Annotated in this window: 13 protein-coding genes; 9 read left to right on the forward strand and 4 right to left on the reverse strand. The window is 45.2% G+C overall.

Going from position 1 to position 13,883, the window contains the following annotated elements:
- Positions 1-13 precede the first annotated feature (13 nt).
- Complete coding sequence (locus HQN88_RS29260) at positions 14-2,164, reverse strand: 5'-nucleotidase C-terminal domain-containing protein (protein WP_173119120.1); 2,151 nt, start codon at positions 2,162-2,164, stop codon at positions 14-16.
- Between the two features lie 361 nt (positions 2,165-2,525).
- Positions 2,526-3,656, reverse strand: a complete 1,131-nt coding sequence (locus HQN88_RS29265) for a glycoside hydrolase family 88/105 protein (protein ID WP_173119121.1) — start codon at positions 3,654-3,656, stop codon at positions 2,526-2,528.
- A gap of 151 nt (positions 3,657-3,807) precedes the next feature.
- Here HQN88_RS29265 and HQN88_RS29270 point away from each other — a divergent pair, with 151 nt between their 5' ends.
- The 7 genes from HQN88_RS29270 (at position 3,808) to HQN88_RS29300 (ending at position 10,955) form a co-directional block, all read left to right on the forward strand.
- A complete protein-coding gene (locus HQN88_RS29270) occupies positions 3,808-4,644 on the forward strand; it encodes an AraC family transcriptional regulator (RefSeq protein ID WP_173119122.1) in 837 nt (278 codons plus the stop codon).
- A gap of 209 nt (positions 4,645-4,853) precedes the next feature.
- Complete coding sequence (locus HQN88_RS29275) at positions 4,854-6,224, forward strand: ABC transporter substrate-binding protein (RefSeq protein WP_173119123.1); 1,371 nt, start codon at positions 4,854-4,856, stop codon at positions 6,222-6,224.
- Positions 6,225-6,301: 77 nt separating this feature from the next.
- Entirely contained in the window at positions 6,302-7,180 is an 879-nt protein-coding gene (locus HQN88_RS29280; protein WP_173119124.1) for a carbohydrate ABC transporter permease, read from the forward strand.
- The gene (locus tag HQN88_RS29285) at positions 7,177-8,016 is read left to right on the forward strand and encodes a carbohydrate ABC transporter permease (RefSeq protein ID WP_173119125.1); all 840 of its coding nucleotides are present in this window, start codon (positions 7,177-7,179) and stop codon (positions 8,014-8,016) included. Before HQN88_RS29280 ends, HQN88_RS29285 begins: the two co-directional genes overlap by 4 nt.
- 44 nt (positions 8,017-8,060) lie before the next feature.
- Positions 8,061-9,224, forward strand: a complete 1,164-nt coding sequence (locus HQN88_RS29290) for a glycosyltransferase WbsX family protein (protein WP_173119126.1) — start codon at positions 8,061-8,063, stop codon at positions 9,222-9,224.
- Positions 9,225-9,257: 33 nt separating this feature from the next.
- On the forward strand, positions 9,258-10,220 hold the full coding sequence (locus HQN88_RS29295) for an AraC family transcriptional regulator (RefSeq protein ID WP_173119127.1): 963 nt from the start codon (positions 9,258-9,260) through the stop codon (positions 10,218-10,220).
- A gap of 555 nt (positions 10,221-10,775) precedes the next feature.
- Positions 10,776-10,955, forward strand: a complete 180-nt coding sequence (locus tag HQN88_RS29300) for an aspartyl-phosphate phosphatase Spo0E family protein (protein ID WP_173119128.1) — start codon at positions 10,776-10,778, stop codon at positions 10,953-10,955.
- A 2-nt stretch (positions 10,956-10,957) separates the two neighbouring features.
- On the opposite strand, the gene HQN88_RS29305 is transcribed toward HQN88_RS29300, so the two are convergent.
- Positions 10,958-11,272, reverse strand: a complete 315-nt coding sequence (locus tag HQN88_RS29305; protein ID WP_173119129.1) for a hypothetical protein — start codon at positions 11,270-11,272, stop codon at positions 10,958-10,960.
- Positions 11,273-11,551: 279 nt separating this feature from the next.
- Here HQN88_RS29305 and HQN88_RS29310 point away from each other — a divergent pair, with 279 nt between their 5' ends.
- Both HQN88_RS29310 and HQN88_RS29315 read left to right on the forward strand, forming a co-directional pair.
- On the forward strand, positions 11,552-12,193 hold the full coding sequence (locus HQN88_RS29310) for a DUF2306 domain-containing protein (protein WP_173119130.1): 642 nt from the start codon (positions 11,552-11,554) through the stop codon (positions 12,191-12,193).
- 13 nt (positions 12,194-12,206) lie between these two features.
- Positions 12,207-13,223 carry a DJ-1/PfpI family protein gene (locus tag HQN88_RS29315; protein WP_173119131.1) on the forward strand — a complete coding sequence of 339 codons (1,017 nt, stop codon included), beginning with the start codon at positions 12,207-12,209 and terminating at the stop codon, positions 13,221-13,223.
- Positions 13,224-13,246: 23 nt separating this feature from the next.
- Here HQN88_RS29315 and HQN88_RS29320 read toward each other — a convergent pair whose 3' ends face one another.
- The gene (locus HQN88_RS29320; RefSeq protein WP_173119132.1) at positions 13,247-13,840 is read right to left on the reverse strand and encodes a TetR/AcrR family transcriptional regulator; all 594 of its coding nucleotides are present in this window, start codon (positions 13,838-13,840) and stop codon (positions 13,247-13,249) included.
- Positions 13,841-13,883: the final 43 nt, after the last annotated feature.

Here is a 13,883-nt window from a genome sequence, read left to right on the forward strand (position 1 = left end):
ATATAATAATGGCTTATTTCTTCAAATCCAAACGCACATCGCGACCATCGTCTTGGACCGATAGCTCTTTACCCGCAGCCTTCAGGGAATTGACGTGATTGACCCAGGCATCCAGCATGATGGCGCCATCTTTCCAATCCTTTACTTCACCAAATACCGTAAAGCCATCGCCAGTGCCAGTAGCCATGAAATCATTGGTTGTTACTTTGAACGTACGGTCGGTATTGAACTTGCCATCGACATAGATCGGAGTGCCATCTGCCAAAGTGATTTTGGCATATTTCTCACCAAGTGGCTTCTTATTATCCCATTCAACCTTCAAACCTGAGAATTGAATAGCTGGCAGGTTTGTATACTTGTCCGTAACTTCTAGTGCTTTTTTGATTTGAGCAGCAGTCATTGTACCCGTTACGTTGTAATTGCCAAAAGGAAGTACTTCGAACATTTCGCTGTAAGTTAGCTCACCTTTGTCAATATCGGTTCGAATACCGCCAATATTCGTGAAAGCAATATCGGATTTCTCAGAAGCACGCATAGCATCAGTGATGCTGTTCCCTAACTGTGTTGCTCCGTCGCGATCCGCCCCGCCATTCGCTTCAAAGCGGAAAGATTTACGATTTAGCGGCTCTGCAACTACGACTTCTACTTCACCGGATTTGTCAGAAATTTTGGCTTTATAGTCTTCAACGGTTTGGTGAATTTTCGCGTCAGCCGTCGTTAAGTTGGTGTATGTTTCTAGCAAGCTTGCATTGGAGGATACGACTTGCTTGGTGGATTTGTCTACAAAGAGTTGAATGTGCCCAACCGCATATAGCCAGCTTTGAGCCTCAACCACTGGAATGCCATTTACGATTCCGGCTACACGCATGTGGGAGTGACCACCAACAATCGCATCTAATGTGCCATTTCCCGTGCCTTTTGCAAGATCAGCAAGATCACTGATGATTTCAGCGGATTTCTGGTTTTGCTCACCTGGGAGGTGGGAAGTAACCATGATGATATCGACGCCTTTCGCGCGAAGCTCGGCTGATAATTCTTTGGCCAAAGGAACTGGATTTACAAAAGAAAGGCCTTCGATGTTCGTTGATTTTGTAGTTGTCGTCGTTTGTGGCGTTGCGAAGCCGATAATACCGATTTTCAGACCATCTTTTTCAACAATGACATAGGGCTGTGTCCAGTCAACGCGTTTACCTGTCTGAGCATCCATAATATTAGCGCCAAGGATAGGAAATTTAGCCCTCTTAATATTATCGATCAGAACGTCACGACCGAAGTCGAATTCATGATTTCCGATGGCCGCAGCATCATATTGCACTTGCGCCATCGTATCCATCACGGATTGACCATTCGTTGTATTGGAAATCAGCGTACCCTGCCAAGCGTCTCCACCGTCAACGACAACGGTTCCTTTGGGATTCACAGCACGGAAATCGGATACAATGCCACCGAAAGTTTCGATACCGCCTTGACCTTGATTGCGCTTTTTATCGAAGCCGACTTCGATTTTACCGTGAATATCGTTCGTTGTTAAAATATCAACCACTTTAAATAAAATAGGCTTAAGCGCCTTAGCGACTTCATCACGTGTGACTTCAGCGGTAGGGTTGAAGTTACCGTCGAGCGTAGGTGTGAAGATTCCGCTAATGACAGCATAAGCGACATAGGGACGGGAGTCTTTGGCGATTGATGCGGAGTCTTTGAAGTAGTTCAACACATTTTCATTTACTTGTGGCAGTTGGCCGCCAGTTACGACTTTCACAATTAACTCAGCAAGCTCTTGACGAGTCACGGCAGCATTCGGATGAAAAGTACCATCAGCAAAGCCGCTAATCAGTTTAGCTGCAACGGCATTCGCAACTGCTTGTTTTTGCCAAGTCGCAAGGTCCGTGAACGTAACCGTACTAGGATCAGCACTTTGAAGCTTGGCAGCGCGGTTAATCATCGTTACCACTTCAGCGCGAGTAGCGGCATTGGTACCACGATAGTCTGTATCGCCGTAACCCTCGACAACGCCGTTATCAATGGCAAGACGCATATCGGATTTCATTGAGATAGGTGAAGTTGGTGCGGCTGTTTCGGCAAATGCTAGAGAGCTAGCGAAGGAGCCAGTGAGAACGGTTACAAGAGCCATAGCAGTAAGGCGGGTCGTAAATGTTTTTTTCATGTGTTAAAAATTCCTCCTACTAATTAATAGAACAATGGTTAATAAATCTGTCTTTTAGTATAAAGGAAATGCTAGATTTTGAGAAGTGAAGAAATTATTAACTATTTAGTCTCTGAATTCCTTCGGTATAAGCGGTGCTGAAATCGTGGGAAACTGATTCTTAAAGGTTGTTTGGGGCGATTTAGTTGGGTTATTTCGGACTAACTAAGAATAAATGGCGCGGAAAGTGAGATTAATTCGGCAATTTCGAACTATGGGTGCATGGGAGTAGTCCAACTATCCCCCCATGCCTCTGGAGGAGACCAAAAGCAAAGGAGCTAAGCGCTATTTAAGCCGCTTAGCTCCTCTTTTTACTGCGAGATTACTCCTGCGCCGCTAAGCTCATTTCCACGCACATCAGGATAAATGCGCCAGCGCCATGCAAATCGTTCTCGCTTGTAGGACGCGCGATGTAGTGGGCGTAGTCACCGATTCCTGTACCGATGCAGATCTGGCCAATGATCACATGACCGTTCTCATCGAACTTCAGCGTATCAATAACCCCTTGATAGCCTTTCCACGCATAGGTCAAATACTTGGCATCCAAATAGCCGAATCTCACGGCTTTGGCAATGGCGTGTACATACAAAGCTGTGCAGGAGTTTTCCAGCCAATTATCTGCCACTTCTCCTTTGTCCACAACCTGATACCATAAGCCTGTGGCAGCATCTTGATAGGGAATTAGAGCGATGAGCAGGTCTTGAAGGATGCTCGTTAACTCAGCTTTATCTTTATGGTCCGCAGGAAGGTACTCGAACATTTCCAGCAAAGCAACGGGATACCAGCCGATCGCACGGCCCCAGAATTCCGGTGCTAAGCCTGTTACGGGATCAGCCCAAGCAGCAGCTTTAGTTTCATCCCAACCGTGGTAAAGCAGGCCAGTGTTAGGGTCCTTGGTATGCTTCTCCATGAGAATAGCTTGATAGGTCATCATGTCGAAGTACTCAGCTTCGTCGAAGGTTTTACCGAACTGCGCGGCAATCGGTCCTGCCATATATAAGCCGTCCAGCCACATTTGATTCGGATAACGCTCCTTATGCCAGAAACCACCGGACGGATTGGTTTTCCATGATTTTAAAAGGGGAACCAGCGTGTGCAAGGCTTTCTTATAGCGTTCATCGCCAGTTTGTTCATATAGATTAAAGAGCAGTACGCCAGGTTGAATATCATCTAATTCTTCCGGGTTATATTTTTTGATGCTGCCATCGGCAAGAATCTGACTGTCTACCCATCGTTTGATATACGTATAGTATTTATCATCATTGGTTTCCCTCCAGCACTTTTCCATACCGGAAAGAAAGACACCCTGATGATAGTGGAAACGGTCTGGGGGAAGCTGTTCGGGTTCAAATTTGGTCATTAGCGCCTCACACGCTGCCTCCGCCCATTGAATAGGAGATTTTACATAGGGATTGGTGGTGGTGTCTTGGATATTACGTTCAGAAGCTTGCATTCGGGCTCATTCCTCCTTCGTGTACTTAAGCTTATTTTAGCAGAGGAAAATGTACATTTATTGCGGGAATACGTAATTTCTTCTTATATCTTGCAGGATATGTTGAGAGGCGTATAATAAATGGCAAACGGAGTGAAGGGCGGAGTAGAACATGGAAGATTTTCAATTCGATAACGGACAAGGTTCCTTCTCCGTATCTTATCGCAAAGCGTTAAGTCACAATATGCCGGTTAACCATTTTCACAGTACCTACGAAATCTTCTATTTGATGTCCGGCAAACGGACGTTTTTTATAAAGGACCGGACGATGATCATCGAAGAAGGGGATGTCGTCATCATCTCTCCGAATATCCTCCATCGGACTACCAATACCGAAATGCCGAAGCATGAGCGGCTCATCGTGAATATTCATGAGAGCCAGATGGCCTCGATGAATGATGCCTACGGGGACATCTTTCAGCCCCTTTTTGAGCAAGCCTACTTCATCATAAAATGTCCGCTGCAAGACAAGCTTGCGATCGAGTCGGTAGCTCAAAGTATCATGCAGGAAATGCAGGAAAAGAAGCCTGGCTTCGAGATGTTTGCGCAGACATTGGTGCTGCAGCTGCTCATTATTTGCTGTCGGCATGTCAAACAAAATGCGCTGGAACCGCTGGAAACTCCTAGTCCCATGCACGAGAGGATTTTGGAAGTTGTCCGTTATATGAACAACCATTACATGCAGGATCTGCCGCTGCATCTGTTGGCGGAGAAATTTTATGTAAGCCCTTATTATTTAAGCCGTTTTTTTAAAGAAGCAACAGGGTTTACGTTTGTGGAATATTTAAATAGTGTCAGGATTAAGGAAGCGAAAAAGCTGCTGGAACAAACCTCCATGAAAGTCAGTCTGATTGCCAAGAAGGTTGGCTTCGGCAGTGTAACCCATTTTGGCAGAGTGTTTAAATTGGTAACGGGACATGCCCCGTTGTATTACAGGAAGATCAAGTGACGACTCTTTTCCATTTTCGAGTGGAAGGAGCTAGTGGGAGGAGCTGTTAAGGGGTAGAAGAATTTCTCGAAGTTTATTGTGGAGGGAGCGAATGAATGAAATAGATCTGAAAAAAGAACAAAAACTGAAGAGAATCGAGCAAAGACAGTGTAATAAGAAAACGTTTACAATAAGCTTGTAAAACAAATTTATGAGCGGGGGTATTAGAAATGAAAAAGAATTTCGTCGTTAGTATATCGGCATTAATGGCCATGTCCTTGACGTTAGCAGCTTGCGGAAACAGCACAGCCAGTCCATCGCCGAACATAGCTTCCACGGGCGAGAAGCAATCCGCAGCTCCAACGACTGCGAGCAGTGAAGCTCCAAAGAATGCGAATAACGATTCTTACACGTTGCGGGTATCCAGCTGGTTCTTGGATGATACGACGCAATCGACGAATTTCAAACAAGCAGCAGAAAAGAAGTTTCGTGAAAAATACCCGAATGTGAAGGTGCAATGGGATACGTTAATTGGGGAGAAATACATGGATAAATTGAAGGCGGATCTTACCGCAGGCAGTGCGGCGGATGTCATCTTCAGTCAGAACGTCGCGCAGTTCGGGAAAGCCGGATATTTGGCTGATTTGTCTAACGAGCCATGGGCGGCGAATGTCCTGGATGCAACCAAGCCGTTAGAGTCCTTCGATGGCAAGCTGTACGGCGCAGCAGCAACGGTCTCGGTGAACGGTGTATTTTATAATAAGAAAATATTTAGCGATGCCAGCTTGCAGCCACCCAAAACGTGGGATGACTTCATCGCCATTAACGAAAAGCTGAAAGCCAAAAAAGTGACACCAATTATCGCCGGATTCAAAGATGCGTGGACGATTGGATTGACACTTGGCGTGATCGCCGACTCCATGATCGAGGTGGCTAACCCGAACTATCTATTCGATATCTATAATGGCAAGGCTAAGCTTACCGGCCCAGAAATGACAGCTACGACAGATGCGTTCCTGCAATTGGCTAAGGGCGGTTACTTCAATAAGGATGCCCTATCCTTGGATTGGCCGGGCAGCTTGGCTGCTTTTGAGCAAGGTAAAGCGGCCATGATTATTCAAGGCAACTGGGTACCGGGGATGATGGACGGGGACGTGAAGGACAAAGGCATGCCGAAGCAAGAAGTTGGTTTCTTCGCAATGCCGAATAAAGAGGGGAAATCAGCGCTTTCAGCGGGACCTGACCACAGCATTTCGGTCAATGCCAAATCACAGCATATGCAAGCGGCGAAAGATTTTGTGGCCATGGTTTTAAGCCAGGACGTTCTATCCGTGCACATCAAAGATGTTGCTTTCCCGGGTATCAAAAATATTAAAGGAGATTTCGCCAATCCAGCCATGACGGACGTGATGAATGCAATGAACACCAGCGCTTCCGTAATCGGCGTGAACAGCAGCAATTTCCTAGCTAGCTCAGCTTGGACGGGGATTCAAAACGGGGTGCTGAAAGTCATCGGCGGTGGCGATTTCGGTGATACACTCGCAGTTGCTCAGCAGAACTATGATAAAGACAAAGGAACAATCGTTATTCCTAAGCAATAAGAACACTAAGTAAAAACTCTAAGGATAGCCGGTTGCGGCCACAGCTACAGCTGGCTGTCTAATCAGGGGAGAATCGTATGAACAATGAACGCAAACTGTTTCGCTTTGGGTTGTTGTTAACGCTGCCAGCGACCGTCATATTTCTACTTTTTAATTATTATCCGTTTGTTAGCTCTCTGTACTATTCCTTTACACAATGGGACGGGATTAACAAACCTATTTTCATCGGTCTGAAAAATTATACCGACTTATTTCACGATCAGGCGATGCTCCATGGTGGGCTTCATACGCTGTACATCGTGATCTTCGGGATCATCATCTCTAATCCGCTTTCTTTGCTTCTGGCTTTGATATTAGACAAACCGTTTCGGACGAAATCGATCCTGCGAACCGCCTTTTATTTGCCCGTTATTATTAGCTTGGTCGTCGTGTCGATTGTGTGGAACTTCTTATTGAAATACGACGGTGTCATGAATGCCGTGCAGACGGGGCTTGGATTGGGTGCGTATACGCAAGATTGGCTGGGGAGTATTCATTATGCGCTTGGAATGATCATTATGATTTCCGTATGGCAGGGTACCGGTTTTGGAGCTGTTATTTACTTAGCGGGGCTGCAGTCCATTCCCAAGGAAATTTTGGAAGCCTCGCAGATCGATGGTGCCAGCGGCTGGCGTAAGGTCATCTATATCATTATCCCGCTGATCATGCCAGTGATCACGATTTGTACATTTTTCGGTCTTGTTGGTTCTTTAAAAATGTTCGATCTACCGTTTGTACTGACAAACGGGGGGCCAGGGGATGCGACGCTGACGATCGCTCAAGCGATTTATAATTTTGCTTTCGTCAATCAAACGTATGGCTATTCGACGGCAGCAGGTATTGTCTTCATGATCATTTGCCTGATCGTGACAACGTTACAATTGAGAATTACCCGGAAAATGGAGGTAGAACTATGACGCAATCCTCCCTTACAGCGAAGCGCAAGCCTGGGTTTATTGTGCTAGAAGTAATTCTGCTAGTCATGGCTCTGCTCTATCTTTTTCCGGTTATCTACCTATTCGCAGCGAGTATGAAGAAGAGTGCGGAGTTCTACGAACCGCTTAAACTCCCGCATTGGTATTTCGGCAATTACGCCAAAGTATTCGAGCAGACCCATCTGTTTCAGGCTCTGGGAAACACTCTCTATATTTGTTTGGTGACGCTCGCTATCAATATTCTCGTCTCGTCGATGGCGGGTTATATTATTGGAAGAAACCAACATCGATATTTTCAATTGTTGTTCTATGTGTTCCTGTCCGGCATGATTATTCCGGTTCAGACGAGCATGGTTCCTTTATTTAAATTACAGCAAATTCTTCATATGCAAAGCTCGCTCACGTACTTGTGCCTGCTGTATGTTGCGGGCGGAATCCCTTATGGGACGATGGTTTATACTGGATTTATCAAATCAGTTCCGAGGGAACTGGAAGAGTCGGCTTCGATCGACGGGGCAGGACGATTCCGCACCTTTTGGTTGATTATTTTTCCACTGTTGCTGCCGGCAACGGGCACGATACTCGTAACGACCGTATTTTGGTATTGGAATGATTTCATTAGTCCATTGTTATACTTGGATATTAACCATACACCAACTTTGATTACGCTGATCTTTAAATTTAAAGTCGACCGTGGCGTGGATTGGGGACCGATTTTCTCCATTTGCGTGTTGGCGACGTTACCCTTAATCGTATTGTTCTTGTTTACACAGAAATATCTCATTAAAGGCTTTGTTGCAGGTGCCGTGAAAGGGTAAACCGACGAAGCCTCCTACATTCATATCGGAGAAGGAGAATTATCATGAAACAAACCGAGGTAGCTGTTTACTATTTTCCCAATTATCACCCCGATTCGCTCAATGAACAATGGCATGGTCAAGGTTGGACGGAGTGGGAATTGGTTAAAGCGGCAAGACCCCGATTCCAAGGGCACGATCAACCCAAAATTCCAATGTGGGGTTATGAGGATGAGTCGGATCCAGCGATTATGGCCAAAAAAATTCAAGCGGCTGCCGATCATGGCATCTCTTCGTTTATATTCGACTGGTACTGGTATGAGAATGGTCCATTCCTACACGGTGCGTTGGAGCGCGGGTTCCTAAATGCAGTGAATAGCCAGGAATTGAAATTTTCACTGATGTGGGCAAACCATGATTGGTATGATATTCAGCCTGCGCCGCGCAATTTCCGCAATAATTTGGCGGCAAGCGGGAAAGTGACGGAAGAGCAGTTCATCGCGGCAACCAATTACATGATTACGCATTATTTTCATCAACCGAATTATTGGCGGGTGGATGGCGGGTTGTATTTTTCCATCTATGAGTTAATGAATTTAATTGAAGGATTGGGCGGAAGTTACGAGGAGACGAAGCGTATTTTAGTGGATTTCCGTACTCGTGTACGTAATGCTGGGCTTGGTGAACTGCATCTGAATGCGATCGTCTGGGGTGTACAGAACCTGCCTGGCGAGAAAGCCATTGAAGATGTGAACAAAGTGTTGGAGGATCTTGGTTTTGACAGCATCACCTCGTATGTCTGGATTCATCACAACCCTATTCCACACTTTCCGATGTCGGACTATTCCTTGTATCGCGAATTATCGGTGAAAGATTTTGAACGGTTTACGAATGAATATGAGCTTCCGTACTTTCCAAACGTTTCGATGGGGTGGGATTCCAGCCCGCGTACGGTTCAGACAGATGTGTTCGATTGTGTTGGTTATCCTTACACACCTATCTTGGTGGGCAATACACCGCAGCAGTTCCAGAAGGCACTTTGGGAAGCGAAAACCTTCTTGGATAAAGGTGTTACCGAGCCTAGCATTTTAACGATTAATTCATGGAATGAATGGACAGAGGGGAGCTATCTGGAACCAGACACCCGTTATGGGATGAAATATTTGGAAGCAATTCGCGATGTATTTGGTATTAAGCGCAAGCAGGAATCTCAGGCAGAGGTTGGATAAAATCATCCTATTCCTCGCTAGGAGGGAGAACCTATGAGTAACATACGGCAAGTCGATTTCCTGAATTTGGCCCCCTATGTCAGGTACGTGCATGAGTTTGAGCATAAGGAGCTTTCTGCCGTCAAGGTACCTCCACGCATTATTTATGATTACGAAATGATCTTCATGATTGGAGGCTCAGGGAACTACCGAATTAACGATCGTTCCTTTGTATTGAGTGCGGGGGATCTATGCATCATCCCCCCTTTCGTGCAAAATTCTTTCTTTGTACCGCAAGGACAATACTGCAATTATATCGCTGTGCATTTTGATCTCGTCTATATGGGGCACAATTATGATTTTTCGCCTGAGGATGTCTATGTGAATCTAGATTATCAGAATATGGATAGCATTCCTTGGGAAGAAGAGTTAACCCACCGGCCTCATGTTGTGCTCAATGAAATTTCATTCCCTGATCATATGCAGCCAAGCGATCCTATCTTCATAGCCAATACGTTAAAAGATTTGCATGCCGCCTTCGTATCGAAGGAGTATGGCTATCACTTAAGGCTGCGGATCCTGCTGCTGCAACTGCTGGAGGCCGTAGTGAAGGATATTGCGACGAACGACGGGGTCGGCAAACGGCATAAGTATCGCGAGACGATCGCAGGGGCCATTCAGATTATGAAAAATCACTACAAGGATCCGCCGGATTATCGGCAGATGGCCACTGATTTCGGTTTATCGCTGAATTATTTCCGGACGCTTTTTAAAGAGGCGACAGGTAAAGCTCCATTGGAATATTTGATTCAAATTCGCATGGATAAAGCGAAGGAACTGTTAACAACGACCAACTATTCAGTTGGAGAAATCAGTGTCATGGTTGGGTATGACAACATTCATCATTTTAGCAAATTATTTAAAAAGATCGAGGGCATTTCACCAAAGCATTACTTGGAGTCCTTGACGGGACGCAAAGGAGTATCAACTACGCGGAATTCAACGAATTCGACGTAGAGGTGATGGACATGAAAGTTACCTGCTGAAGATGTTTCTAATACGCTCGCGCAAGTCGAAAAAATCGACTTACGTGACTCCTTGATGCCACTCCCTATGAAATTTAGGGATAAATGGAAAAAATCCATCTATTTTTCGTGATTTCCGCGATTTGAAGCGATGAGATGGATTTTCTACAGCTAATATCTTGTGTTTGGAGCGAATATAGGGAAATGTCCCGAATTAGATACATTTTTTCCATTTGTTTTAAATATTTCTTCAAATAACTGAGAAATAGATGGAGGTTTTCCAGCTAATCATGAGTTTAACGAATAGCCCATCTAATCAAAGTAGACGAACGTAAGAGTCGCAGTCGCAAGAGAGGAGACCAACCTCAAGTAGTGACAAACTACTTAGGGTTGGTCTCTTCGCTTTGGAACATGCTGAATGCTGTTTATCACCATACGAAACTAATACTCTCACAAACAATTTCTAATATTAATCTAATAGTCTTCATTTACTATACAGATATAGGCAAAGTAACTATTCTATATAACTAGAACGGAGATGGATACGATGGAATCCAAACTTCAGCAGAAAATTGACAGCTTGCGATTCGAAATGATTAATCAAGCGGTGATTCATGGTAGCCTGACACATGAAAAAGTCGTATCCGTTAGTCAGTTGTTAGATAGATACATTGTGCTATACCAGAAACTTATTATCAAAAAAGCAAAGCTGAAGCTCATTAGTTAAAGCTAATTTTGCTCATCAGGTGCAGTTGCTTCTTCGGCTGCCGCGACTTCATTATTCGTTTCTTCATTTACTTCTTCATTCGCGACTTCAGCCGCTTCTTCGGCTGCTTCTGTAGTCACTTCTTCACTAACTTCTACCACTGCGCTCTCACTTTCAGTATCGGTCGAAGCTGAAGTGCCTCCTGCAAGTTGTTGAAGTGCCGCTAGTCTGATGTTCAAGCTCTTGATTCTTTCATCAGCTTGATTGCTAGTGCCAGATAGTTGCTGCGCATGCCGAAGCAAGGTTTGTACCCTTTGAATTTCTGCTGTATGTGCCATCGTTATGTTGCCTCCCCATAGTCTGTATTTGTTTTGGTACCGTACGAAATAAAATGATCAGTCATAGAAAAGTGTATACTTTTCCATGGTGTAGTACAAGGGAAATTAGTATTCAAATCGTAGAATATAGATAGCGTGGAAGCAAACCAATTCATGGCTTGCTTCTTTCCTATTTTTGTAACAATTCAATAGCTGAAAAGCTATGCTATGTATTATAATAAAAAAGACCGTACGGTTCGGTTTTTTAATCAAAAGCTCCTCGATAGGAAGGATGAAGGTATGTCCACCAGTAAAAAAGCTTACTTATTGATGTTATCCATTACAGTTGTATTTATCGTGTACGTCTTATACACCAACTTTGTTCATGATCCACAAGCAACCACTTTTCTAGGCCATAAAGAAACGCTTAAACGAGCATTGCATACGGAAGTCTGGCTGAAAGTGATGAATGTGCACGTCATTTTCGCATGCATGGCTATGCTATCGGGGGCTGCTAATTTCTCTACAGTTATCTTGAAAAAGCATCGTAAATTCCATCGTATGAACGGGTATTTCTACTTGATTTCCGTGGTCATTGTTGACGTCACGTCCGGGTACATGGCGCCATATGCGACAGGTGGGAAAGCTAGCTCCATGGGGTTTAATTTGATGAATATTGTGTGGCTGGTTATGACGATCATCGCAATCGTAAAGATCAAGAAAAAACAGGTCAACCAACATCGCAAGTGGATGACGAGGAGTTATGCTTTTGTTTTTACGAATCTCACGATTCATACCCTAACTGCGCTGCTCCATGATGGGGGCGGCCTTGCGTATACAACCAGCTACACCATAGCCGTGTATGGATCGATCATCTGTCTCATGGTAGCTGCTGAGATCGTTATTCGAACTGTTTTTAGAAAACCTAGCACAATGATCTGAAGGAGGCACTTTTATGCATGTTCAAGTGGTATTATTCGATGGATTCGATCTTATGGACGCTTTGGCCCCGTATGAAGTTTTCGCTGCAGCGGCGATGTATGCCGGTGGAGCCATCACGGTGGAATTAGTGTCCGCAGAGGGGAAACGCTTGGTACCGAGCGGCATGAATGGACCTGCGATCGAAGCACAAGCTGCATTGGATCCGAGTCGATCAGGTATTATTCTTGTTCCGGGAGGTTCAGGCAAGCCAGAGGGAGATTCCGAAGATGCTGTTCCTTACATTCTAAGGTTAGCTATGGAGTCGGATTTAACATCATTGATGAAACAAGCTTTGGATCATGAGCATATCACGGTTGCAACGGTGTGCGGTGGTTCATTAGTGCTTGCCATGGGGGGCTTGTTGGAGGGGCGGTATGCGGTTACGAATCATTTGGGGATGTCTGCCTTAGGTGCCACGGGTACAATTCCGATTGAAGCCAGAGTCGTTGAGGATGGACATCGGTTGGTAAGTGGGGGTGGTGTGACATCAGGACTAGATGTAGCCCTGTACTTGGTGGAGCGTGAAGTAGGGCCTCAAATCGCATCTGCTGTCGAGAAATTATTTGAGTATGAACGACGAGGGACGGTGTGGCGTGCACAAGGTATCGTGCCGATTAACTTCGCAGCGAGTTGTGATACAACTGCCGAAGATCTATTAATCCCTGTAGTTGCTGAGACTCCCGATGGCGATTCCGCGATAGAAGGCACGTGGCAAACGACGATCGCAACGCCTATTGGTAAAATGTCCGTCACGCTGCACATTTCCTTGAAGGATGGATCCATACGGGGGACGGCAACGCAAGGCGATGAGGTTGATGAACTCATTAACCCTATATGGGATGGCAGACGATTGACATGGACGCAGAAGGTGAAGAAGCCGATGAGACTAAATTTGAAGTTCGAGGTAACCGTGCAAGGTGACTTCATGAGTGGAACTGCCAAAGCAGGGATGTTGCCGTCATCGAAGGTAACAGGCAGGCGATTGAACTGAGCAAGGTCAGAGAAAAACGGCTGCTAATGAGCCTTATAGGTCATGAGCAGCCGTTCAATATGTTGCATGGCATATGCGACATGACGGTTATCCCGCGTTAGTCTACTGGCCATGATGGCACCTTCAATGGTTGAAAAAATAAAAGAAGCCACAGATTCTAACTCTATCTCCGGTTGAAATTCTCCAGTGCTCACGCCTTGAGCTAGTAGGGATTGAATGAATCCCAACATTTGCGTGTAAGCCAGGGTAGCATGATCTCGAAGAACGGGAAAGGAGTGGTCGCTTTCGACCGCCGTATTTAAGAATGGACATCCGCCTTGAATCGGAGGGTTATGGACGGTGTCACGGTATACATCGCACATGGCTAGAATTTTGCCCATCGCCGTGTCCTGAAGTTCAATGGCTGCGGAGAAATGCTGCCATAAGACTCCTCCAGCATATTGGAACGCTTCAATTGCAATATCGTCTTTGCTGGTGAAAGTGCGATAGATCGCTCCTTTGGTTAAACCAGTCGCGTCCATAATATCTTGCATCGTCGTGCCTGTGTACCCTTTATCATTAAATAGAACAGCCGATTTCTCAATGATGCGGAGTTTCGTTTGTTCACCTTTGCGCATGGGGATAGTTCCTCTCTAACCAATCTGACAATGTTAGCTCAAT

Origin of the sequence: Paenibacillus qinlingensis (assembly GCF_013204845.1) — a bacterium.
Taxonomy (GTDB): Bacteria; Bacillota; Bacilli; order Paenibacillales; family NBRC-103111; genus Paenibacillus_E; species Paenibacillus_E qinlingensis.

Bases quoted from the DNA above. Each gene is read 5' to 3' on its own strand.
- HQN88_RS29265 (WP_173119121.1), bottom strand. From the start codon at position 3,656: ATGCAAGCTTCTGAACGTAATATCCAAGACACCACCACCAATCCCTAT.
- HQN88_RS29300 (WP_173119128.1), top strand. From the start codon at position 10,776: ATGGAATCCAAACTTCAGCAGAAAATTGACAGCTTGCGATTCGAAATG.
- HQN88_RS29315 (WP_173119131.1), top strand. From the start codon at position 12,207: ATGCATGTTCAAGTGGTATTATTCGATGGATTCGATCTTATGGACGCT.
- HQN88_RS29280 (WP_173119124.1), top strand. From the start codon at position 6,302: ATGAACAATGAACGCAAACTGTTTCGCTTTGGGTTGTTGTTAACGCTG.
- HQN88_RS29275 (WP_173119123.1), top strand. From the start codon at position 4,854: ATGAAAAAGAATTTCGTCGTTAGTATATCGGCATTAATGGCCATGTCC.
- HQN88_RS29320 (WP_173119132.1), bottom strand. From the start codon at position 13,840: ATGCGCAAAGGTGAACAAACGAAACTCCGCATCATTGAGAAATCGGCT.
- HQN88_RS29270 (WP_173119122.1), top strand. From the start codon at position 3,808: ATGGAAGATTTTCAATTCGATAACGGACAAGGTTCCTTCTCCGTATCT.
- HQN88_RS29290 (WP_173119126.1), top strand. From the start codon at position 8,061: ATGAAACAAACCGAGGTAGCTGTTTACTATTTTCCCAATTATCACCCC.
- HQN88_RS29260 (WP_173119120.1), bottom strand. From the start codon at position 2,164: ATGAAAAAAACATTTACGACCCGCCTTACTGCTATGGCTCTTGTAACC.
- HQN88_RS29305 (WP_173119129.1), bottom strand. From the start codon at position 11,272: ATGGCACATACAGCAGAAATTCAAAGGGTACAAACCTTGCTTCGGCAT.
- HQN88_RS29285 (WP_173119125.1), top strand. From the start codon at position 7,177: ATGACGCAATCCTCCCTTACAGCGAAGCGCAAGCCTGGGTTTATTGTG.
- HQN88_RS29295 (WP_173119127.1), top strand. From the start codon at position 9,258: ATGAGTAACATACGGCAAGTCGATTTCCTGAATTTGGCCCCCTATGTC.
- HQN88_RS29310 (WP_173119130.1), top strand. From the start codon at position 11,552: ATGTCCACCAGTAAAAAAGCTTACTTATTGATGTTATCCATTACAGTT.